The 20,757-nt window shown below is 51.7% G+C and carries 17 protein-coding genes and 1 other annotated feature; of the genes, 3 read left to right on the top strand and 14 right to left on the bottom strand.

The genetic code is table 11. The features are described from left to right. Positions 1–12: 12 nt before the first annotated feature. The 12 genes from M1136_10240 to M1136_10185 all read right to left on the bottom strand — a co-directional run bounded on the left by M1136_10240 (position 13) and on the right by M1136_10185 (position 14,298). Positions 13–750, bottom strand: a complete 738-nt coding sequence (locus M1136_10240) for a class I SAM-dependent methyltransferase (protein MCL5076009.1) — start codon at positions 748–750, stop codon at positions 13–15. Positions 751–868: 118 nt separating this feature from the next. After that, complete coding sequence (locus M1136_10235) at positions 869–2,380, bottom strand: FGGY family carbohydrate kinase (GenBank protein MCL5076008.1); 1,512 nt, start codon at positions 2,378–2,380, stop codon at positions 869–871. Continuing rightward, on the bottom strand, positions 2,367–3,647 hold the full coding sequence (locus M1136_10230; GenBank protein MCL5076007.1) for a glycine hydroxymethyltransferase: 1,281 nt from the start codon (positions 3,645–3,647) through the stop codon (positions 2,367–2,369). Before M1136_10230 ends, M1136_10235 begins: the two co-directional genes overlap by 14 nt. Before the next feature lie 189 nt (positions 3,648–3,836). Continuing rightward, positions 3,837–4,625 carry an ABC transporter permease gene (locus tag M1136_10225; protein MCL5076006.1) on the bottom strand — a complete coding sequence of 263 codons (789 nt, stop codon included), beginning with the start codon at positions 4,623–4,625 and terminating at the stop codon, positions 3,837–3,839. A gap of 252 nt (positions 4,626–4,877) precedes the next feature. Beyond that, positions 4,878–5,822 carry an ABC transporter permease gene (locus tag M1136_10220; GenBank protein ID MCL5076005.1) on the bottom strand — a complete coding sequence of 315 codons (945 nt, stop codon included), beginning with the start codon at positions 5,820–5,822 and terminating at the stop codon, positions 4,878–4,880. 6 nt (positions 5,823–5,828) lie between these two features. Continuing rightward, a complete protein-coding gene (locus M1136_10215) occupies positions 5,829–6,944 on the bottom strand; it encodes a hypothetical protein (GenBank protein MCL5076004.1) in 1,116 nt (371 codons plus the stop codon). A gap of 187 nt (positions 6,945–7,131) precedes the next feature. Beyond that, positions 7,132–8,856 carry an ABC transporter substrate-binding protein gene (locus tag M1136_10210; GenBank protein ID MCL5076003.1) on the bottom strand — a complete coding sequence of 575 codons (1,725 nt, stop codon included), beginning with the start codon at positions 8,854–8,856 and terminating at the stop codon, positions 7,132–7,134. Between the two features lie 98 nt (positions 8,857–8,954). Then, on the bottom strand, positions 8,955–10,406 hold the full coding sequence (locus M1136_10205; protein ID MCL5076002.1) for a trimethylamine methyltransferase family protein: 1,452 nt from the start codon (positions 10,404–10,406) through the stop codon (positions 8,955–8,957). Positions 10,407–10,457: 51 nt separating this feature from the next. Further along, entirely contained in the window at positions 10,458–11,612 is a 1,155-nt protein-coding gene (locus M1136_10200) for an amidohydrolase/deacetylase family metallohydrolase (GenBank protein MCL5076001.1), read from the bottom strand. Next, a complete protein-coding gene (locus M1136_10195) occupies positions 11,609–12,676 on the bottom strand; it encodes a D-cysteine desulfhydrase family protein (GenBank protein ID MCL5076000.1) in 1,068 nt (355 codons plus the stop codon). Before M1136_10195 ends, M1136_10200 begins: the two co-directional genes overlap by 4 nt. Before the next feature lie 67 nt (positions 12,677–12,743). After that, entirely contained in the window at positions 12,744–13,553 is an 810-nt protein-coding gene (locus tag M1136_10190; GenBank protein MCL5075999.1) for a creatininase family protein, read from the bottom strand. A gap of 52 nt (positions 13,554–13,605) precedes the next feature. Next, positions 13,606–14,298, bottom strand: coding sequence for a FadR family transcriptional regulator (locus tag M1136_10185; protein ID MCL5075998.1), 693 nt, complete (start codon positions 14,296–14,298; stop codon positions 13,606–13,608). A gap of 148 nt (positions 14,299–14,446) precedes the next feature. Beyond that, positions 14,447–14,714 (top strand) — a binding site (T-box leader). Positions 14,715–14,772: 58 nt separating this feature from the next. Between M1136_10185 and leuS the strand changes: the two genes are divergently transcribed. Further along, complete coding sequence (gene leuS, locus M1136_10180; protein MCL5075997.1) at positions 14,773–17,226, top strand: leucine--tRNA ligase; 2,454 nt, start codon at positions 14,773–14,775, stop codon at positions 17,224–17,226. Between the two features lie 51 nt (positions 17,227–17,277). Here the strand turns inward: leuS and M1136_10175 are convergent, their stop codons facing one another. Further along, the gene (locus M1136_10175; protein ID MCL5075996.1) at positions 17,278–17,511 is read right to left on the bottom strand and encodes a hypothetical protein; all 234 of its coding nucleotides are present in this window, start codon (positions 17,509–17,511) and stop codon (positions 17,278–17,280) included. A 22-nt stretch (positions 17,512–17,533) separates the two neighbouring features. Further along, on the bottom strand, positions 17,534–18,709 hold the full coding sequence (locus M1136_10170) for an ArsA family ATPase (GenBank protein MCL5075995.1): 1,176 nt from the start codon (positions 18,707–18,709) through the stop codon (positions 17,534–17,536). A gap of 195 nt (positions 18,710–18,904) precedes the next feature. On the opposite strand from M1136_10170, the gene M1136_10165 reads away from it, so the two are divergent. Both M1136_10165 and M1136_10160 read left to right on the top strand, forming a co-directional pair. Beyond that, complete coding sequence (locus M1136_10165) at positions 18,905–19,441, top strand: cupin domain-containing protein (GenBank protein MCL5075994.1); 537 nt, start codon at positions 18,905–18,907, stop codon at positions 19,439–19,441. A 110-nt stretch (positions 19,442–19,551) separates the two neighbouring features. Then, positions 19,552–20,754 (top strand): YgeY family selenium metabolism-linked hydrolase, encoded by a 1,203-nt coding sequence (locus M1136_10160; protein MCL5075993.1) that lies wholly within the window; start codon positions 19,552–19,554, stop codon positions 20,752–20,754. The last annotated feature ends 3 nt before the right edge of the window (positions 20,755–20,757 follow it).

The following is a 20,757-nucleotide window of genomic DNA, read 5'->3' as shown; positions in this document are numbered from 1 at the left end:
TGGGCGACTGATCTAGGATAAAACCTTGCGCGCTATCAGGAGATGTGAAAGGCCAAAGATGCGCAGGGGCGTTCTTTCCAGAAAATACATAATGCGGCGCAACGCCGCACCCAGGCGCTTATGTCCAGCCGTTACGTTATCGAAACCCGGATAAACATAGGTATGGACAACGTACTGCACCGCTAACCCAGAAAAGAGCCGCCGCAGGGTGTTATGAGTGTAGACACGGGCATGGGGACAGAATATCCGCCGCAATCGATCCGGCAAGTAGTTTACCAAGGGCACAAGCCGAAAAATGAACCGTCTGCCCCAATAAATGCCGTGAGTCTCGAAAGGATAGAGTCGATTGGGGGCATAAACGACGATGTGCCCACCAAGTTTCGTCACCCGTACGGCTTCTTTTATAGCCAGAGCATCATCCGTTACATGCTCGATTACTTCGTGGAGATAGACCACATCAAACAACTCATTCGGAAATGGCAGCGACTCGGCCGGGGCAACCGAAATATTGGGCAATGCCTGACTAGCTAAGGCCACCTTCTCTGCATCTATGTCCACCCCATACACCTCGTCGCTGAACTCACGAAACTTGCGTACATAGAGCCCCAGGCCGCAACCAACATCGAGGATTTTTTTGCCTTCCAGAGGAATGTAGGTGCGGACCAGATTCAAACGACGGTCCTGCCCAAATCGCCAAACATAACTGGGGTGTCCTAAGGTTATCCATTTTGCTTCATCGGCAGTGGACATTGCTTTATCCCAAGTCGCCCCAGGGCTTCTCGAATCGGCCCTGGCGGAAGAATAGATGCCCCTTCAGGAGAGAATACTACCAGAAGCAGCTGCAATCGTGCAAGCGAGCGGAGAACCCCTATGGACAACTCATTGTGGCCAATTTAGGGAATAAAGGTCGATTTCTCTGATAGATATCTTTATATAGGCTATATAATTGAATATAGGGGGCGATTAACTCTCCCTTTGGATTAATCGATTTCTCGATAGTGATGGTTCTTCTCACGCCTTCTGCCACATTCGCAAACAGGCCGATGCCGACGCCAGCCAGGATCATGGCTCCTAATGCCGTCGGTTCGCTGGACTGTGGAAACAGCAAAGCCTTACCATATACGTTGGCCCGTAGACTCGCCCACGCTGGATCCCTGGCAAAGGTGCCTGTTACCACTATACCCTTAGGGGATAGGCCAGCATCCAGAATAGCTTCCAATATGTGATTCAAGGAAAAAGCGATGCCCTCGAAAACTGCCTGTATCAAGTCATTACGTGTATGATTATGGTTTAAACCAAAGAAGACACCCCTGGCGTTAGCATCCCAGATTGGGCAGCGTTCTCCATTTAAATAGGGCAGGAAGACTAAGGGGTTATTAACCTGGGGATAGGCCTTGTCTGGTAAATTTAGCTCACGCCTTGACTCATCTTCATAAAGTATTTCTGTAGCCCAAGCCAAAGCCCCACCAGCATTACTAGTAGAACCACCAAGGAACCATCGTCCAGTCTCAACGTGCGGGTACACGTCTAACCTCATCTGGGGATCCAATACGATTTGATCTGTACAGATCATTATGGATCCGGTGGTACCCAGATGCTCCAGACACATACCTGGCTCTATAACGCCAGCACCTAAGGCCACAACATCATCACCGGCGCCCACTACGACAGGCACTCCCGCAGACAGGCCCAATTGGGCAGCTACGGCGCTGTTCAGTCTGCCAGCAAGGGCTGATGAAGACGATATAGGCGGCAATTTCGCTAGGGGAATTCCGATGGCCATCAATAATGGTGCAGCCCAATCGCCTCTATGTAGATCAAAGAGCAGCATGCCGGATGCGTCTATAGGATCCGTTGCAAATCGTCCGCTAAGCCGGTAGCGTATATAATCCTTGGGAGGCAAAAAGACCTGTACTCGGTCGAATAGGGAAGGATGATGCTTTTTCAGCCAAAGCAATTTGGCAATCGGAGCCGAAGGATCTAATCTCCCTCCGGTAAGATGGTAGACTTTCTCTGCCTCTAAAGAGGTTAGGATTTCGACTACTTCAACGGTACTTCGCTGGTCCCTGAGGGTTAAACAGGGGCCAAGAACCTGGTCATCCTTTCCTAAAGCAACCACACCATGCATCTGTCCAGTCACGCTTATGGCGGCCAGGTTCAGATTGGTTGACCGTTGTCGCTGGACTAACTCTTTAACCGTCTTGATAACAGCAGCCCACCATTCCTCAGGATCCTGTTCAACCCGACCCGGTCCAGGATAATAGGTTGGATAGGAATCAATGGACTGATCAGCTATTCCCCCCTCAAGGGAGAAAAGAGTAGATTTACAATTTGTTGTCCCTACATCAATAGTCAAAATATACTCATTAATCTGAGCCATAGTAGGACCCTTTCAAGGACGGAGAGTCCCAGGAGAAATGCAGCCCCTTAAATCGCTCAGCGTATCGCTTAGAGCGAGGACGCACCTCTTCAGGTTTTTTCTTTTGCATAACGACATCGGTAATCAGTTCGGCGAGATCCGGCATATCCTCCTCTTTCGCTCCACGGCGGGTAATCTCTTGCACACCTAAGCGCACCCCTTCGCTCCCTAGCTCTTCTGGCAACCCTGTAGGATTAGCGATAATGCCTGCTTCTTCCAGCAGGGATCCGACCTCCCTAGCCGTTCCAAAGGGGCTTGTCTGCAAGAGAATAGTATGTGAGGCCGTATAACCGAGCTGTGCTCCAACAACCTTAACCCCGCGCCTATGGATTTCCCTGGCCAGACTTTGGGCATTGCTAATCGTCTGAGCCGCATAGCTCTCCCCCCATGTGATCATCTCCAATAGAGCCATACCAAGGCTGGGGGAGCGAGCAATATGGTGGTTTGTAACTAAGCCGGGATAGACCATCTCGCTAACCCTCTCGATAAGTGGGGCTGAATTTGAGAGAATCATTCCCCCTTGAGGTCCGGGGAATGTTTTGTGCGTGCTACCAAAGACGATATGGGCCCCTTCTCTTAGTGGATCTTGGAACCTTTTACCAGCGATTAGTCCGAAGACGTGTGAGGCATCGTAGGCCAACACTATGTCCCCCATTTCCTGTATCACCTCAGCGATCTGCTGCACCGGATGAGGGAAAAGGAAATTACTGGAACCCAGGATGATTAACCTTGGCCTGCTTTCTCTGATAAGGGTGATGGTACGTGTGATATCGATGTTGTAAGTTGTCGGGTCAAAGGGCAAGAACTGAACGTCTAACCTAACCAGCAGACTAGTTGTCAGCTTTTCGGCTAAGCGATGGCCGCCACCTTCCCGACCCAGCTCCAGGACTGTATCACCTGGCTGTGTAAGGCCCATGATTACGGCGCTGCCCGCCACGTGACCTGACAGGGGACGCGTTTCTACACATGATGCTCCAAATAACTCCCCGGCTAGATTATTGACTAGCTGCTCTATCTCGATCAAAAATTGATTTCCAAAGTATTTTCTCGCCCTGAGGTCTCGACCAACGTAGTCCCCATAGCGCTGTGCGAGGTCAGAGTATAAGAACTGCTTAACCTCGGTACTCATGACATTTTCAGCAGCGATGAGGTTAATACAAGCCTGCCGCCAGTTTTCATGTTCCCTCACCAACTGCTCCAACGTTTCCTTTTCTCGACGTGTATTCATTCGATATAAGCCTCCTCTAGCCATCAGCCCTCCTCCCCAGTGATTACAGTTTGGTGACTGTGAATCAGGGCTCAAATGGCCTAAAATTTTTCCAACTCAAGCCCGATTGGTACGAATCTCTGTCCCTGAAAATCTACCTCGCCAAGCTTAAGGCAGTGGATAAAACAACTACATATGGAGATGCGCAACCTATTTAGCCCTCCGTAATAACGTGGGATCAAGAGCATCACGTAGCGAATCGGCCAGAAAACTTAGCCCGAGTATCAATGTTGTGATAGCTACGCCGGGAAAGATACCGTACCACGGATTGGCATTAAGGTGAATGCGTGCGTATTGCAGCATAGTACCGAGAGATGGCTCAGGTGGTTGTGCTCCCAAGCCAAGAAAGCTAAAGGCCGCTTCCAGAAGGATAGCCTGTGCTGTAGACACCGTCACTTGTACCAAAAGTGGGGGCGTAGCATTGGGAAGGATGTGCTTGAACATAATATGATTACTGCTTGCGCCGATCACTTGTGCGGCCTGCACATATAGCTTCCCTCTCTCAGCCAGTGTGCTGGCCCTGCTTACTCGAGAGAAGATGGGGATGTTGACGATGGCCACGGCCAAAGCTACATTAGAGGAGCTGGGGCCTAGAATAGCCATGATTGTAAGTCCTAGCAGGATGATCGGAAAGGCCAGTAAAAAATCCCAGAGCCGCATGATCACTGCATCGACCATACCCCCAAAGTAGCCAGAAATGAGCCCAGTTGGGACACCAACGGAAACGGCTATGACTACGGCGCTCACAGCCACACCCAGGGATATCCTGATCCCATAAATGATTCGACTGAGGATATCTCGTCCAAACTCATCAGTTCCAAGGAGGTACTTCGCTGAAGGTGACTGAAGCCGTTCAGCCATATGTAGCTCTAGCGGATTATAAGGTACCAGCAGTGGAGCAAGAATGGCCGCAGCCAACATCGACAAAATTATAACCATTCCAATCGCGCCGGTTCTCTCCTGCACAACCCGGCCCAGGGTTAAGAACCATGAGCTGTCACTAATTTGGATTCGGTGTTTGAGAAAGAATCCCCTATCAGACAGAATGGTTCTTACGGAATTCATAACTGACCTTTCTAAACCGGCGCAAGAGCACTTAATAAATGAATTAATCGACTCCGCCAACTCGGGAAGGTTGCCATAATTCTGACCGTGCCCAAAGGATGGCTAAGAATATCGATTCCATGGAACTTATCCATAGCGAATGCGGGGATCAAGAAAGGCATAGATGATATCCGTGATCAGATTGATGAAGATGAAGATAATAAGGTAGAGGAGTATAGCGCCCTGCACAACGGTATAATCTTTTTGAATGATCGAGTAGAGAATCAAATTACCTACCCCTGGCCAGTCAAACACGGCTTCCGTGACTACAGATCCGCCCAGGAGAGTGCCGAACTGAAGCCCAAAGGCTGTTACCACAGGGATAAGAGCGTTCTTCAGCACATGTCTGTAAGTGATCAAGGCCGTCGGGAGCCCTTTCGCCCTAGCCGTCCGGATGAAATCCTGGTTGACTACCTCCAGTACGCTGGATCTTACATAGCGCATTAAGACCGCGGAAAGCGCCACTCCTAAGGTGATAGCAGGCAGAGCTAAATGGCGCATAGCCTCCCAGGGATCGGACAGAAGGACAGCACGTCCTGTTGCAGGTAGCCAGTGCAATTTGATGCTGAACAACAGTATTAGAAGGACACCAAGCCAGAAGGTGGGCACAGCCAATGATATGGCCGTGAAGCTGGAGCCAAAGTAGTCGATCCAGGAGCGGTGCTTTAGAGCGCAGAGGATCCCTCCGGGGAAAGAGATGATCAATGTGACGGCGATGGCGGCGAGCGCCAGCTCGACCGTCGCTGGGGCCTTGAAAAGTATTAGGTCCAAAACAGGGAAATCGTTGATATAAGAGAGCCCTAGGTCGCCGCGGATAACGTGACTGAGCCAGATCAGATATTGCTCAGCTAAAGACTTATTTAATCCCATCTGCGTGCGCAGGGCCTCTACCCGTTCCGGCGTTGCTTCAAAGCCCAGCATAATTACGGCCGGATCCCCTGGAATGAGATGGATAATAAGGAATACGACCACAGAGGACAGGAAAAGTACCGGAACAGCTTGGAGTAGCCGCCGAATTATATAGATCGTCATCTCGGTCTAAACAACCTCAGGTAGGTCTAAAGGGTAATCGCCTAATTCTCTCACGATCTCTCGAAAGTACTCATAGTTAGCGATGGGTACATCTACTCCCACCGAATGAGAAGAGCCAATAATGTAGCCCCCGCCCCTTGCTGCATGCAGTTTGTGGATAACCTCTTTTCTGATATCCTCCCTTGAGCCCACTCTCAAAGTCCCGGTGTTATCAATATTGCCAATAAAGGACAATTTATCCCCGTACATATCTTTAAGTTCAAGCACATCCATCCCTGCTCGGACCTCTAATGGTTGAATAGCATCGACGCCCGCCTCGATTAGCATGGGGATGATCGCTCTGAAATCACCATCGGAGTGATGGACGATAAACTTGGCCCCGTTTTTCTTCAACACCTGGCACATCATTCGGAGAGAAGGGAAATATAGTTGCCGGTATAGCTCAGGGGAGAATAGCATACCATTATTGTAGGCTACATCGTCAAAGATCCAGACCCCCAATAGGTCGCCGATCATTTGCAATTGGGCAACGCCGGCCGCCGTCATAAAAGCCATTGACTTCGTAACTATCCGTTCAACGAACTCAGGTTTCTCAACCATGTCAAAGAAACTTTGCAGAGGACCGCGCATCTGCCAGTGGGTCCGGTATGGCCCCAGAATTCGCCCAAAGAAAGCGAAGCTGTCCTTTTCACGCGCCACCTGTTGAATACATGAGTGGTACCTTCTTAAATCACGGGGAGGGTCAAAATGGAAGGCTTCAAGATCCTGCTCATCTTTGATTGGGAAATCCTGCATTTGTGGTGGAGAATAACTATCGAAGAGCCTTCTTTGTACAATCCCCCAGCCATCTCGGATGATTTCAAAGGCGGAGGTCTTCTCCAATAGTACCTCACCACCGATGCGTGGGTCTATATCAGGCGAAAGAAATCTGACATCGATCTCATAGTATCGATAAATATCTATATTTGGGGAAAAGCCCTTTTCTCTTCGCCATTTTTCCTCAAACTGGGGCCAAAACCACTCCCAGGTCGGCACACGATCTGGCTCTTGGTGGCTCAAGGTCGCTGTCACTCGTTCCTTAGACGTCATTCTTCTTGTCCCTGTGGCCCATATCTTTATCATAGCATCATCACACAGGCCATTTCACTCAATGGAAGACGACCCGTATAACTCGCTGCCTAAAAAGCTGAGGGCTATCTGAGCCAGAGCATGCTGTAGGCAAGTAAGCGGATAGCTACATGGCTAGAGCACCCCCTCAAAATAGCCCTCACGTCATAACAAAGGCCACCGAGTACCTATGCCTAATCTACTACCCCAGCCATGACCTATGGAACATCCAATAAGTATCGACGTCGTTGCGGAAATCGTGCAGGTTGGATGTGCGGACGCCGTAGAGCATGACCGCACGGGCAATGATGATCTCGAAAGCCTCGTCCAGCAAGATCTCCTGTATCTTCTTATAGACTTCCTTGCGCTTGGCTTGGTCGAACTCCCTTGTGCCCTCCCGAAGCAGGCGCTCATACTCATCAGATTGCCAGCCGAGCATGTTGCCCCCAGTGCGATAGGCAGGCTGTATGGCGAGTGGATAGGCAGGATCCTTATGGCCACGGCCCGAGGAGCTCATCATGACCTCGAAGTTGCCCGCGAATAGTCTGTCGTAGTATTCGGCGGAGGCAACCTCCTGGAGATTTAGCTTAACCCCGATCTTGGCCAGGTCAGATTGCCAAATCAATGCGTTTTGCGTGAACTCAGCGAAGATAGGCGAGCCGATAGCGGTGAATTCGAAGCCCTTATCATAACCGGCTTCCTTCAGCAATGCCCTGGCCCGGTCCAGGTCAAAGCCGTAGTGGCGGTTCAATACTGGATCGTGGGCCCAAGAGGTCTTAGGGTAGGGTGTACAGGCTGGCTCACTCCATCCAGATAGAACCTTGTCCACGATGGTTTGGCGATCGATCGACCAGGCCATAGCCTGCCGAACCTTCTTATTATCGAAGGGTTTCTTCTTTGTGTGTATATACACATTAAAGAAGAAGAGATCTACCGGCCGAAACACCTTAAAGCCAGGCTTCTTATCTATCCGTGGAGCATCACTGTAGGGCAGTGACCTGACTACATCCAGCTCACCCGCCTCCAAACTAAGAACCATGGAGGGAATATCCTTGAAGGATCTGATGCGGAAGGCGTCCACACAGGGTAGGCCAGGTTCCCAATAGTTCTCGTTCCTGACGAATAGCGACTCCTGACCCGGAATCCACTTCTCAAGCTTAAAGGGGCCGGTGCCAACCGCCTTCGACTTAATCTCTGCGACAGCCTCCTTCGCCACCATGCCCATGAAGGTCAAGACGTCGAACAGATTGGCCGTTGGTTCCTTGTAAAGGATTTCAACGGTATATTTGTCTACGGCCCTGGCGCCCTTCATAGTCAGGGTCTGGGGGTATACAGAGCGGCCCGTCTCCTTGCTCATGCCCCGCTCTATGTTGAAGACCACATCATCAGCTACAAACTCTCGACCGTTGTGCCACTTGACTCCCCCCCGCAGTTTCACCGTCAAGGTGAGCTTGTCATCGCTCAACTTGTAGCTCTCCGCCAAGGCTGGGATCACCTTCAGATCCTTGTCATAGTAGAATAGCGGAGTGTACACGTTATGATGGAAGGGGAACCGTATAGCGCCAGTCTCAAAGGGGTCGAAGTCGGTGTAATCACCCGTTTGAGCACCAACGATAGTCCCACCTCGCTTGGGCACTACCCCCGGCGGATTTGGGTCAAGGATAAGCCCAACCTTGGCCAGTGGGCCTGTATCTACAAATGGGGTGGCTGTGGGAGTCGGCTTCGGTGGCGCAGGCGTCGGAGTCGCCACGACGACTTTAGTCGGCGTCGGTGGAACTGGTGTTGGTGATGGTGCCGGGACGCAGCTGGCGAGTAGTGAATCGAGAGCTAGTGCACCCACTGCACCAGCGCTTAGCTTGAGAAGCGTTCGGCGGTCAATCTTCTTTTTCGACAACTTATCGATGCTATCTAACACTTGCCGATCCATTGTCTAATCTCCTTTTCTAAACCTCTACATTCTAAACCCATACACTACACCCAGAAGACATCCGTCCGATCGCAAATTAGCCTCTATGTCTTGATATCTCACCCCCTTCTTTCCCCCAGCCTTCCCTGGACATACCCCTTGACCCTTTCTACTATACGTTCCGGTACGGCGGGCACGTGTTCTCGCAATATCTCTTTTACTTTTTCACCTGCCGCAGCGATCATTTGTTTGCCCTCTTTTTCCCAGGCAGCTGGGAAAAACAATTGGGAATAATAGTGCTCTCCACTCCTCAACCATTTCAAGGTATGCTCTTCCGCCAGATAATGCCCGCCATGCCCAACTTTCTCAATAGTCGTTAAAGCTAATGTTTCCTCATCTACTGCTATCCCCTTCAAGAAGCGGCTAGCCACGTTGTAGAATTCGTTGTCGAGTATTAGTTGTTCGCCTGAGGCCACCTTTGCCGAAGCAAGTTGACCAGCCCCAATAGATATATTTGCTCCGCTGGCTAAGCCGCTGAAGATACAAAACATTTTCTGGCCTCCGTTATAGCCATCGAGCTCCGCTGACTCGGTCATAGCGTGAACCCCATACGAGGGGAGGCCATAGAATCTGGCTAGTTGAGAGGTTGCGCATGCCAGTAGGGCATACTCCGCGCCTCCCCTGGAGATGTTGCCCGTCCTCATATCCATGATGGATGAGACAGCTCCATATATTACTGGGGTCCCCTTGTTCATGATCTGTGACAGTGTCAGGGAGAAGAGGAATTCCGCATTTTGGATAAGGAGTGTGCCCGCCAGGGTGAGGGGAGAGGTTCCGCCGGCCATCGGCACCGGGAGGGTGATAAAGGGGATATTCCTCTCGGCGATGAGGGCGAGCATCCTCGCACTCTCTTGATCAAATCGCAGGGGGCTCGTCGTAGAAATAGCCATACTCAGGATCGGATTCGTAGCTAGACCTCCATCACCACATATAACTTCGGCCAATTCCACACATATCTTCGCTTCGTCACAGGTCTGCGGGGCAGCCAACCAGTGCTTAGCAGTGTTCAGAAGCAAGGCTTCATATTCATATAGGGCAGACAATTGTTCGGGAACATCACTGGCATGGACAGGGGTAGCTATTATCCTAATGCTAGAGAGGGCATCGGCCAGACGAACGAGGTCGGCCACATCCTGCCTAGTTGCCCTCCTTGTTTCACCTGTATCTGGCTGCCAAACATACGGTACATTTGCACAGGTTCCGAAGTAATTTCTCCCCCCTGTAAGATCTAGAGTATTCCCGGCTATGTCACAGAGCTTGACCTCGTGCGGGACTGCTTGAAGAGCGTCTATAATCATGGCTTCTGGTAATCTGGCTACCCATGTTGTTTCGTCAACATCAGCCCCGGCCTCTCTCAGAATATGGCGAGCCTCACCGTCTTCGATCCATAACCCCACCCGTTTGAGGACATCGACGGAATCGTCGTGGATTCTCCGTATATCCTTTTCACCCAAAGGGTTAAATAACGCCGTATACTGTTTGGCTGTTTCCATCTGTACCAGATCCTTCACCCTGTTAGGCTTCCCGGGCCAATCCATACGGACAAGAGCACCTATCGCCCCCTATATGGCCTTGTTGCCTTCGAACACCTTACCATCCCGCACTGTCAGTATCGGCTCTAATCTTCGTTGTCCAATCATTGAGTTGTTGTGGGCATCGCGGAACTCAAACTCCCCTTCCAGCATATCGAACACCGCTATGTCACCCACTGCACCGATGCGCAGGCTGCCCAACTCTTTCCCCCAACCAATGGCCTTGGCTGCATCTATGGTGGTAGCCTTCACCACTTCTGGCAATGAGAGCCCCAAGGCTATAAATTTCGACATAGTGGTGGGAAGGTCGTAAACTGGACCCTTGATGCTAAGGCTCTGTAAGTCGGTGCTGATCGTCGGTCTGAGGCCTTGAGCGAGGGCTAGCTTGGCCACATTGAAGCTAAAGCTTCCAGAACCATGCCCGACATCCAGGATCACCCCTCGGTCCAGCGCCTCTTGTATGGCCGGGATAACCTTACCAGCATAATCAAGTATACCGTTGGCTAGGCCGGTGAAGCAGTGAGTCAAGATGTCCCCTGGACGCATCAGTCCAAGGAACTCCGTCAATGGCGTCGGCGTATTGCCGATATGGATCATCAAGGGGCATTGAGCCTTGTCAGCCACGAAGCGTGCCAGCCATAACGGTTGTAATCCCTTGTTCCAAACATAATGTTGACTCAAGAGGACCTTGATGCCAATGATGACGTCTCGATTCTCCTGAGCTAAGCGAATCGGGCTGACGACATCAGCGTATTGCAGGCTGCCATACAGATCGCTGGGATAAAAGGTCGGAAGGCCAGTGGGGGCGATATTGAGGAAGCATAGAATCCTGGTTTGGGATCTTTCTACCACATACCGCTTAAGACCGGGGAAATTAATCGCTCCCGCCGTTCCGGCGTCAACAGCGGTAGTTACCCCTTTGGCCAAACATGCTGGATCCGCCTCAACTGCCGTGTCGGATACACCCCAATATACATGAGTATGAAGGTCTATTAGCCCTGGTGTCACTATTTTCCCAGATACATCGATCGTTCTTAAAGATTGGGATACAGGAATGTCTTTATCTATCTTGGCTATCTGTCCACCAGTTACCGCTATATCCTGATAATCATCGATGGACTGGCTGGGATCAATTACTCGGCCACCTTTTAGAAGAAGATCGTACATCGCAACCGGACCTTTCACTGGGCTGACATTCCACCTTTAACGAGATGCGGGGTCAATTCCATACGATAGGCGAACAGGAGCGGTGTTCCACCAGTGTGAAGAAATGTCACCGTCTCCCCCCGTCCAATTTTACCTCTCCGAATGTGATCGATCAGGCCAGCCATGGCCTTACCGGTGTACACCGGGTCCAGTAGGATCCCCTCGGTCTCAGCCACGAGGCTGATAGCTTCTCGACACTCTCTAGTCATAACCCCATAGCCCTCTCCCACATAGTCCTCATAGTTTGTGATTTCATCCGGAGCTATGACCAGATCGATTCCTAAAAATTTGGCCGTATCGCTGGCAATGCGGGCGATGCGGGAGGTCGCCCTCTCCTTCAAATGGGCCGGGGATATACCTACCACCCGAAAGCCAGGGTTGAGCAATTTAGTCCCCAGGGCCAGCCCAGCTGGTGTCGCATCTGTCGCCGCCGTAAATATGTGATCGACGCTTAATTTCATTTCGTCTAATTGTTGACAAAATTCCAATACGAAGTTCACGTAACCTACCGTGGCCAGCGTCCCGGCGAAAGACCAGGGATTAATAATGTATGACTTTTGGCCTCTCTGGCGGCATTCGACAGCCACCGCCTCATAGAACGTTGGCAATTGATAAAAATCCGCCGTATCGACGAATCTCACCTCTGCTCCGAAGAGGCCGTCTAGCAGAAGATTACCCTCTATGTCTTGACTCTTGTCGTCTCGCATCAGCACTAAGATGGCTCTCATCCCCAGTTTACAGGCAGCGGCCGCGGTCAAGCAGCAGAGATTCGACTGAGAGCCGGCGCCGACGATGACCATCTCACTCCCCTTGGCCAGCGCATCGGCCATGATGAACTCCAGTTGGCGTACCTTATTTCCCCCAAGGGCCAGCCCAGTTAGATCGTCACGCTTAAAGAGGATACGGGGACCGCCTAACGTCTCGGATAATCGTGGACAGTCGTGTAAAGGGGTGGGGAGATTGGCCAGTTGCACTCGAGGTACCCGGTCGACCAGCACTTGCAGATCCCCTGGCGCAAATAGTTTTTCCTCTCTGCTTGTCATTTCACTTCTCATATAGGGCAACTCAGAGCACTACTCAAAGACAACGAGAAATGACTAACCTATTTGGTCACCCCCGATTCCTCTTAATGATGTGTCTTTGGCGTGGAGTCAAATCCATATCCTTAAAGTATTTGGCGAAGGCGATCAAGTTATCCACAGCGGCTTCAAACAGCGTTTTCCCCTTCTCGGCGGTGGCTAGGGTTGGCATCCCTTCGACACCCCATCTCGACCTCTGGCTCCAGAACGGCATAAAATGGACGGGGCCCCAACCTAACAGGTCATGAACTATCCACGGCGATTGATCGGGGGCAGGCTCGTCCTTTATTTTGTCTCTTTTGACCAGTTCAGGACAAAGGTACATATACAAAGAGGTTTCAAACTCGCAGGCGTGCGCCACACCACCCAATTTGGACTCCCTGATCTTTTCACCAACCTCTCTGAACAGGTCAAAATAGTTCACCGCCGCAGAGAGAGCAGATGTTTCATTAGTTACCCTGCGGGCCACTACCTGACAAAGGGGGCTATTACTCCCGTGACCATTCACCCAGATTATCCGTTCGAATCCCTGCCGGGCGAAGCTCTCGCCCACGTCAAAAAGGTAGTTGATGAAGTTCTCAGGTTTAACCGTGATTGTACCGGGAAAGTCCATATTGTGCTCATTGAAGCCATAGTGTATTGGCGGAGCACAAATAAGCACACCTGGTGATCTTTTGGCTGCTTTTTCACATACAGATAACGTAGCGAGGTTGTCCATGTCGATGGGCAGGTGAGGACCGTGCTGTTCGATGGCCGCCACGGGGATCACCACTACCCGCCCTTCCCGTACCGCCTCATTGACCTCCTCCCAAGTCATCTGAGCATAAAGGTGTTTCCTCATAGACGATTATGCCCCTTTCACTTATATTACCCTATGCGTCATTGGTACCATCCTAAGCAATTTCCCTGGCGGCCAGGCTGCGTACATACTGCAGATGACTGTACATCACCCGCTTAGCCTTCTCCGCATCCCGGCTGCGGATGCTTTCATAGATCTCCCAATGAGCCTTAACCTCCACCTGAGGGTCGCTATAGCGTTCATATGCTGGCCTTTGATGCGCCTGCAGCAGGCTCATTATTGGGCGATAGAGCTTAACCAGAACGGCGTTATGAGCTGCCTTAGTCAGGGCGAGGTGGAAGGCCATCCCTGGGTCGTAGACACTATGGCTGGTCTTTGCGGCCCAATCCATATCCTCCAGTGCCTTCTCCATAGCTATAAAGTCCTCCGGTATGGCGCGCTGAGCAGCCAGGCCGGCGATCTGAATCTCCAGCAGTTCTCTTGCTTCGTGAAGGGCGATGGCTGTCTCGTCAGCCAAGAGCAGGTGCAGTACATCCACGTCCACAACGGCTTCCGGACTGATCTCTTTCACGATAGAGCCTCGACCAGGACGAGCCTCTATCAGTCTCATGGCCATCAGGGTGCGCTTAGCCTCCCTGACGCTAGACCTACCCACCCCCAGCATCTTCCCCAGCTCATCCTCCGAGGGCAGCTTGCTACCCGGCTTGAGGTAGCCGCTCTTGATCAGGGATATCAGCTGTTCCACAATGGCCTGTGTGGCACTGATTGTTTGAACCTCTTTCAACATATCGTTCCATCCTATTATCATATTGTCTGATAATCTGAATTAATTATAACAACCAAGGAGGAATCTGTCAAGCTGCACTGCCCCAGAGAGCCATTTGGCCCTTGCAATCAAGACGAATTTTGGTTAAAATTGAGCCCAAGTGAACAAGATAAATGCGTTGAACAGGAGTAGTAGGCTAATACCCTTCAGAGAGTCACGTTGCGGTGGAAGCGTGACAAACCAATGGCCGAACTCGCCTGGGAGCAGCAGCGGCGAAGGGGAAACTTGCGTAGCCGTTGCCGGAAGGGCCACCGTTAATACGCTTGAGTGGATGAGAGCGGGCCTGTAGATAGTGATCTTTGGCTAGCGGAAAAAGCAGGTCCAGGCTAATACTCATCAAACAGGGTGGTACCGCGGAGCAACCCTTCGTCCCTGAGCTGTAGACGAAGGGTCTTTTGTTTAATCTTTCTGAAGGCATTAAGGAGGGTTAAAACCGTGAGGGCTAAGTATGAGCCAGCAAAGGTCGAGGGGAAATGGCAGGCCAGATGGGAGGCTGATAAACTCTACGAGGTAACCGAGACGAACGATAGGGCAAAATGGTATGCCTTAAATATGTTTCCTTACACCTCCGGTGATATCCATATTGGTCACTGGTATCATTTCGCACCGGCCGATACGCACGCTCGTCACAAGCGTATGCAGGGCTACAACGTAATGGAGCCTATAGGTTTCGACGCCTTCGGACTACCAGCTGAGAATGCGGCTATTAGAAGCGGCATTCATCCTTACATTTGGACGACGCGTAATATTGAGAATATGCGCCGCCAATTAAAAAATATGGGGGCGATGTACGACTGGAGCCGGGAAGTAGCTACGTGCCTGCCCGATTACTATAAGTGGACACAATGGTTCTTCCTTCAACTATATAAGCACGGTCTCGCTTACAGGGCCAAGGCCCCGGCCAACTGGTGTCCTTCCTGCGCCACAGTGTTGGCCAATGAGCAGGTGATCGACGGCCGTTGCGAGCGCTGCGACTCCATCGTTACCCGAAGGGACCTGGAGCAATGGTTCTTCCGCATCACGGCCTACGCTGAGGAGCTGCTTGATCATAGTAAGATCGACTGGCCCGAGAGGGTATGCACTATGCAGAAGAACTGGATCGGCAAGAGCGTTGGCGTAGAGATCATGTTCCAAGCCGAGAGCGGACAGGAGATGCCAGTATTCACCACCCGTCCGGATACTGTTTACGGGGTAACCTTCATGGTGCTGGCTCCGGAGCATCCGCTTGTGAGTAAGTTAACAGCACCTGATCGCCGTGCGGCGGTAGAAGAATATGTGGAATTGGCGCGGCGTGAGTCGGAGATAGAGCGCTTAGCCACGGAGAGGGAAAGGACCGGCGTCTTCATTGGGGCGTACGCCCTAAACCCCGTAAATGGGGAGCGAGTGCCAATCTGGATCGCCGACTACGTCCTTCTGACCTACGGCACGGGCATAGTCATGGGCGTGCCCGGACACGACCAACGGGATTTCGAGTTTGCCAAACAGTTTGACTTGCCCATAAGAGTGGTTATCGCCCCACCTGGTTGGCAGGGAGAGGAGCTTGCCCAGGCCTTCATTGATGAAGGGACCATGGTCAACTCCGGACCATTCGATGGCCTACCTTCAGCGGAGGGTAAGGAGCGGATAGCCGAGTACCTAGAGCGGGAGGGAAGCGGCCAGCGTAGGGTCAATTATCGCCTCCGTGATTGGCTCGTGTCTCGCCAACGTTACTGGGGCGCGCCGATCCCAATCATCTACTGCCCCCAATGCGGTATCGTCCCTGTGCCTGAGGAACAGTTACCCGTGTTACTGCCGGCTGACGCCGAGTTTCGCCCGACCGGTGAATCACCACTTAAACTGAGCCGCTCCTTTGTGGAAACGGTATGCCCGGCTTGTGGTGGCCCGGCCGAACGCGAGACGGATACTATGGATACCTTCGTTTGCAGTTCCTGGTATTTCCTACGCTATTGCAGTCCTAAGTATCAGCAGGGACCCTTTGATCCAGAGAAGGTCCGCTATTGGATGCCTGTCGATCAGTATATCGGTGGGGTCGAACACGCCACGATGCATCTTTTGTATGCCAGATTTTTCACTAAGGCCCTACGAGATATAGGATTAGTAGATTTTGACGAGCCTTTCACTCGTCTCTTCAATCAAGGATTGATCATCTGCCAGAGTCGTAAGATGTCGAAATCCAGAGGTAATGTTATCGCCCCGGACAACTTCGTCGCCGAGTTAGGTTCCGATACCGTCCGCGCTTACCTGATGTTCATCGGTCCCTGGGATCAGGGTGGGGAGTGGAGCGATGAGGGCATTAATGGAATCTATCGCTTCCTCAATCGGGTTTGGAACCTAGTGCAGAACGAACTCCATCAATCTGAGCGAAGAAGTGCCGACCCCGTTTTCTATTGCGCCGAGGCGGAACGAGAATTACAACGGATGACGCATAAGAAGATCAAGCGGGTTAGTGAGGATATAGAAAAATTCCGCTACAATACGATGTTATCCACCCTGATGGAATTTACCAATTACTTAGTCAAGGCCCAAAACACAGATGTCGTCCGTTCCCCATCCTGGCCGAAGGCGATCGAAACCCTTCTACTGTTGCTGGCGCCTACTGCCCCGCATTTAACGGAGGAGCTTTGGGCCCGGCTGGGCCTGCCCTACAGTATCCATCAGCAATCCTGGCCAAAATGGGATGAGGATTTTGTCACCGAGGAGATGATAGTCCTCGTCATCCAGGTGAATGGTAAGGTACGAGATAAGGTAAGCGCACTGGTCTCATTAACTGAAGCTGAGGCTAAGGAACTAGCCCTGCGCAGCAAAAAGGTACAGAATTTCATTAACGGCCGACGGGTGACCAACGTCGTTTACGTCCCAGGCCGTTTGGTTAACCTGGTAGTAGCGTAGATTCATCCCCCGCTTGAAGAGCGGTCGAGCGTCGCCTATCAGCGGCGTTCCTTACTGTACTTCTACTTTGGTTACCTTCTTGCCTTTCTGACCCTCAGCCTCTTCCAGGTGCTCAATACAGCTATCGATGAGGCTTCGCAGCGCGAGCAGGAATTCCTTACGAGACGCTCGCAGGTGGCGCCTTGCTTCTTCTGGTATAATGCCACGCATCCTATCCCTGAGCTTGGCCACTCGCTCAGCTATCTCGTATTCGATCCGCTCCTCCCTCTCCTTTTCCGCAGCCATTTTCACTCACCCCCTAAAGGTGTCACCTCGCACTACCATCCACAAAAGTGACTTTAAGAACGTTGTCCTCCAGCTTCGCCTCCTTCGTCTCCAGGCTGATTAAGGCTCGTGGCAAAGTAAGGTTACGCTTCTGGTTACCGATTCTGGCGATCAACTCGTCGCCACTACGGGTCAGCTCTACCTCTTCTTTGGTCACAAACGGTAGGATGATGCGTAAGATATAACCCCCATCGACTCTTTCAACAGTATGAGTCTGACCCTGAAAGTAGATCTTACTCGGGTCATCGTGACCAAAGAGAGCTAAAGCCATATCATGTAGCATCCGCTGTCCAAGCACCTCTGACCGAAACAGAGGCGCGGAGAGAATAGGTAGAGGAGCAAAGGACTCCTCTATAAGATTTCTATATCTTCCTTGAATATCCTTCCAGTCCTCAAAGTGGGCATCGCTAACGGACTGGGGGATGACTCGGTTACAGATGATAGCGTCGGTGGGATAGCTGTAGAGATTAAGATAGGTGAAAGTACGCTGTGCTTCCTTAATCACCATCTTCTCCGCATTAAGAACCAAGCGAATAGAAGACTTATTACGGTCAATAAGTAGACACCGCATCGTATCCAGTTTCCCGAACAGATCCTCGATGGCCCCAAAGACGTCATCCGCAGGCAAGGGGATATCAGAAATAGTGCGAACCACAGGGCGAATCAGCTTGTAGGCCTGGCGCTGTATAGGCAAGATCTTCTCCAGCCACCAGCGAGCCACCTCTGGGAAGGTCAGTAATCGTAGCGTCTCCCCGGTGGGAGCACAATCGACGATGATGACATCATATTGTCCGCTGTCGTGATGATCGGTAATGAGTAGTAGGCTGGAGAGCTCCTCCATTCCCGGCAGCACCGTCATCTCTTCGGCCACGATCTCCTCTAAGCCACGCCAAGCCAGAAGGGTTGCCAGGTAGCTCTGAATAGTGCCCCAATGTTCCTCGATTTCATGATAGATGTTTACCTCTTGTCCCCACAGGTTGGGGATGATCGGCGTAGGGTCGGCTCCCAGAGGAATATCAAACGAATCAGCCAGGCTGTGAGCGGCATCGGTGCTGAGAACAATCGTCCGATAGCCCATCTCTGCGCAGCACAGGGCGGTAGCCGCGGCTACAGTCGTCTTCCCAACCCCACCCTTACCCGTATAGAGAATTATGCGCATTTTTTGCTCCGTGACATGAAATCCTGCTTTCATTTTAAGCCGCCCTCGGCGCATGGTCAAGTGGCCTATTACTTTATGCAATGATACTATAATATTGAGCCAAATCGTTAACCCTTGCTTGACAATATAGAGATGTCCGTGTTACACTGCCACCAGGAACAGGGTAGGATAGCTTTTACCAGCAGAGAGAGCAAATTGATAGGCAAAAGACTACACGCCAAACGGATGGAATTGGGGATCAGTTTGCGTGAATTGGCTAACCGCACCAATCTCACCGCCAGTTTCATCAGCCAGATCGAACGGGACCTGACTAGCCCCAGCATCACATCACTGCGGAGAATCGCCTCGGCCCTGGACGTCCCCATCTTCTACTTCCTTATGGATGATGGCATGCCCAACCCGGTGGTGAAACGCGATCGACGCCGCAAGCTGATTCTCCCTAATTCACACCTTACTTATGAACTCCTCTCCCCCGACCTCAATCGTAAGATGGAGGTCTTCATGGCCAGGCTGGAGCCGGGGGCAGTCAGCTGTGATGTGCCCCTGGGCCATCCGAGCGAGGAATGCATCTTTGTCCTGCAAGGCAAGATGGAGATCCAGATAGGAGAGGATAAATATATCGTCGAACAAGGGGATAGCATCTATTACGATGGTTCTGCCCCTCACAAGATTACGTCTATTGGAGACGAAGCGCTGGTCTTTATCTCCTCCACGACTCCACCGGTATTCTGATCTCCCGTTATCCTAGCCAGCGTAAGCCCATTCCATACCAACAGAGCAACGACTATCCAGGTAAATCTAACCAGAATATAGCCTTATAGGCAACGACTTAAAGGAGTTGGGTGAGCACAGATATCACTTTTCTTCCGGCTGATGAGGCGGCTATGACCCATTTTCTGCAAGAGCTCATCGCTTTGCCGAGTCCCTCCAACCATGAGGAAAAGGCCATACGACGCATCGAGCTCGAGATGAAGCGGGTAGGTTTCAGCGAAGTCTGGATCGATCGCATTGGTAACGTGGTCGGACGTCTGGGGAAGGAAGGGGGCAAAACCCTGTTGTACGATGCTCACGTGGACACCGTGGGCATCGGTGATCCCTCCTCCTGGTCCTTCGATCCCTATAAAGGCCATCTAGACAACGGGATCCTTTATGGGCGCGGCACTGCTGATAACAAGGCTGCCTTAGCAGCGATGATTTATGGCGCCAAGGACCTGATACAGAGCGGAGCAGAACTAAATGGTATACTATACGTAGTAGGCATCGTCCAGGAGGAGAATTGTGAGGGGCTGGCCCTCAGAGTACTCCTGGAGGAGGAAGGAATCCGACCAGATTACGTAATTTTGGGTGAGGCCACTGATCTCCAAATTAAGCGCGGACACCGTGGACGGCTGGCCTTGACTCTGACCGCTTTCGGGCGTTCCTGTCACGCCTCTACCCCAGAACAAGGGGTTAATGCCATTTATGCTATGTCCAGGATCATTCCGGCTTTAGACCAACTCAATGGCCGACTCAGAGAAGGGCCAATTCTGGGCAAGGGGACGATCGCTGTCACCAAGATCGAATCGACTGCCGGAAGTCTGAATGCTATCCCTGATTCTTGTACAGTTTACCTTGACCGGCGTCTTACCATCGGGGAGAGCGTGGAGGAGGCCCTCGAACAATTGCAAGAGATCGCCATTCAGGTATGCCCTGATTCGAGAACGGAAGTGGCCGTAACAACCTACCGGGAGCCGAGCTGGCGTGGCTACGTCCGCGAAAACAAGGAATATTTCCCAGCCTGGCTTTTGCCCGAGGATCACGAACTCATCCAGATGGGGATCCGCAGCGTCCAGCAGGCGCTTGGCTTCTGCCCAACAGTGGGTACCTGGGACTTCGGGACAGATGGCAGTTACACTATGGGCATCAGACAGATTCCGACCATAGGTTTTGGGCCGGCTGAGGCGCGCCATAGCCATACCGTTGAAGATCAGGTCAGGCTGGCTGATGTATCCCGAGCGGCGCGCCTTTACGCCCAGCTGGCCACTGATATTTTACAGACAGACTGACAA

It is taken from the genome of Chloroflexota bacterium (assembly GCA_023475225.1).
GTDB lineage: Bacteria > Chloroflexota > UBA6077 > FW602-bin22 > JAMCVK01 > JAMCVK01.
Note: the sequence above shows the minus strand (reverse complement) of the source record. Positions and strands in the feature narration are given on the sequence as shown.

Coding starts and splice junctions, on each gene's coding strand:
- M1136_10240 (MCL5076009.1), bottom strand. CDS start 750: ATGTCCACTGCCGATGAAGCAAAATGGATAACCTTAGGACACCCCAGT.
- M1136_10235 (MCL5076008.1), bottom strand. CDS start 2,380: ATGGCTCAGATTAATGAGTATATTTTGACTATTGATGTAGGGACAACA.
- M1136_10230 (MCL5076007.1), bottom strand. CDS start 3,647: ATGAATACACGTCGAGAAAAGGAAACGTTGGAGCAGTTGGTGAGGGAA.
- M1136_10225 (MCL5076006.1), bottom strand. CDS start 4,625: ATGGTTATAATTTTGTCGATGTTGGCTGCGGCCATTCTTGCTCCACTG.
- M1136_10220 (MCL5076005.1), bottom strand. CDS start 5,822: ATGACGATCTATATAATTCGGCGGCTACTCCAAGCTGTTCCGGTACTT.
- M1136_10215 (MCL5076004.1), bottom strand. CDS start 6,944: ATGATAAAGATATGGGCCACAGGGACAAGAAGAATGACGTCTAAGGAA.
- M1136_10210 (MCL5076003.1), bottom strand. CDS start 8,856: ATGGATCGGCAAGTGTTAGATAGCATCGATAAGTTGTCGAAAAAGAAG.
- M1136_10195 (MCL5076000.1), bottom strand. CDS start 12,676: ATGACAAGCAGAGAGGAAAAACTATTTGCGCCAGGGGATCTGCAAGTG.
- M1136_10190 (MCL5075999.1), bottom strand. CDS start 13,553: ATGAGGAAACACCTTTATGCTCAGATGACTTGGGAGGAGGTCAATGAG.
- M1136_10185 (MCL5075998.1), bottom strand. CDS start 14,298: ATGTTGAAAGAGGTTCAAACAATCAGTGCCACACAGGCCATTGTGGAA.
- M1136_10175 (MCL5075996.1), bottom strand. CDS start 17,511: ATGGCTGCGGAAAAGGAGAGGGAGGAGCGGATCGAATACGAGATAGCT.
- M1136_10170 (MCL5075995.1), bottom strand. CDS start 18,709: ATGCGCATAATTCTCTATACGGGTAAGGGTGGGGTTGGGAAGACGACT.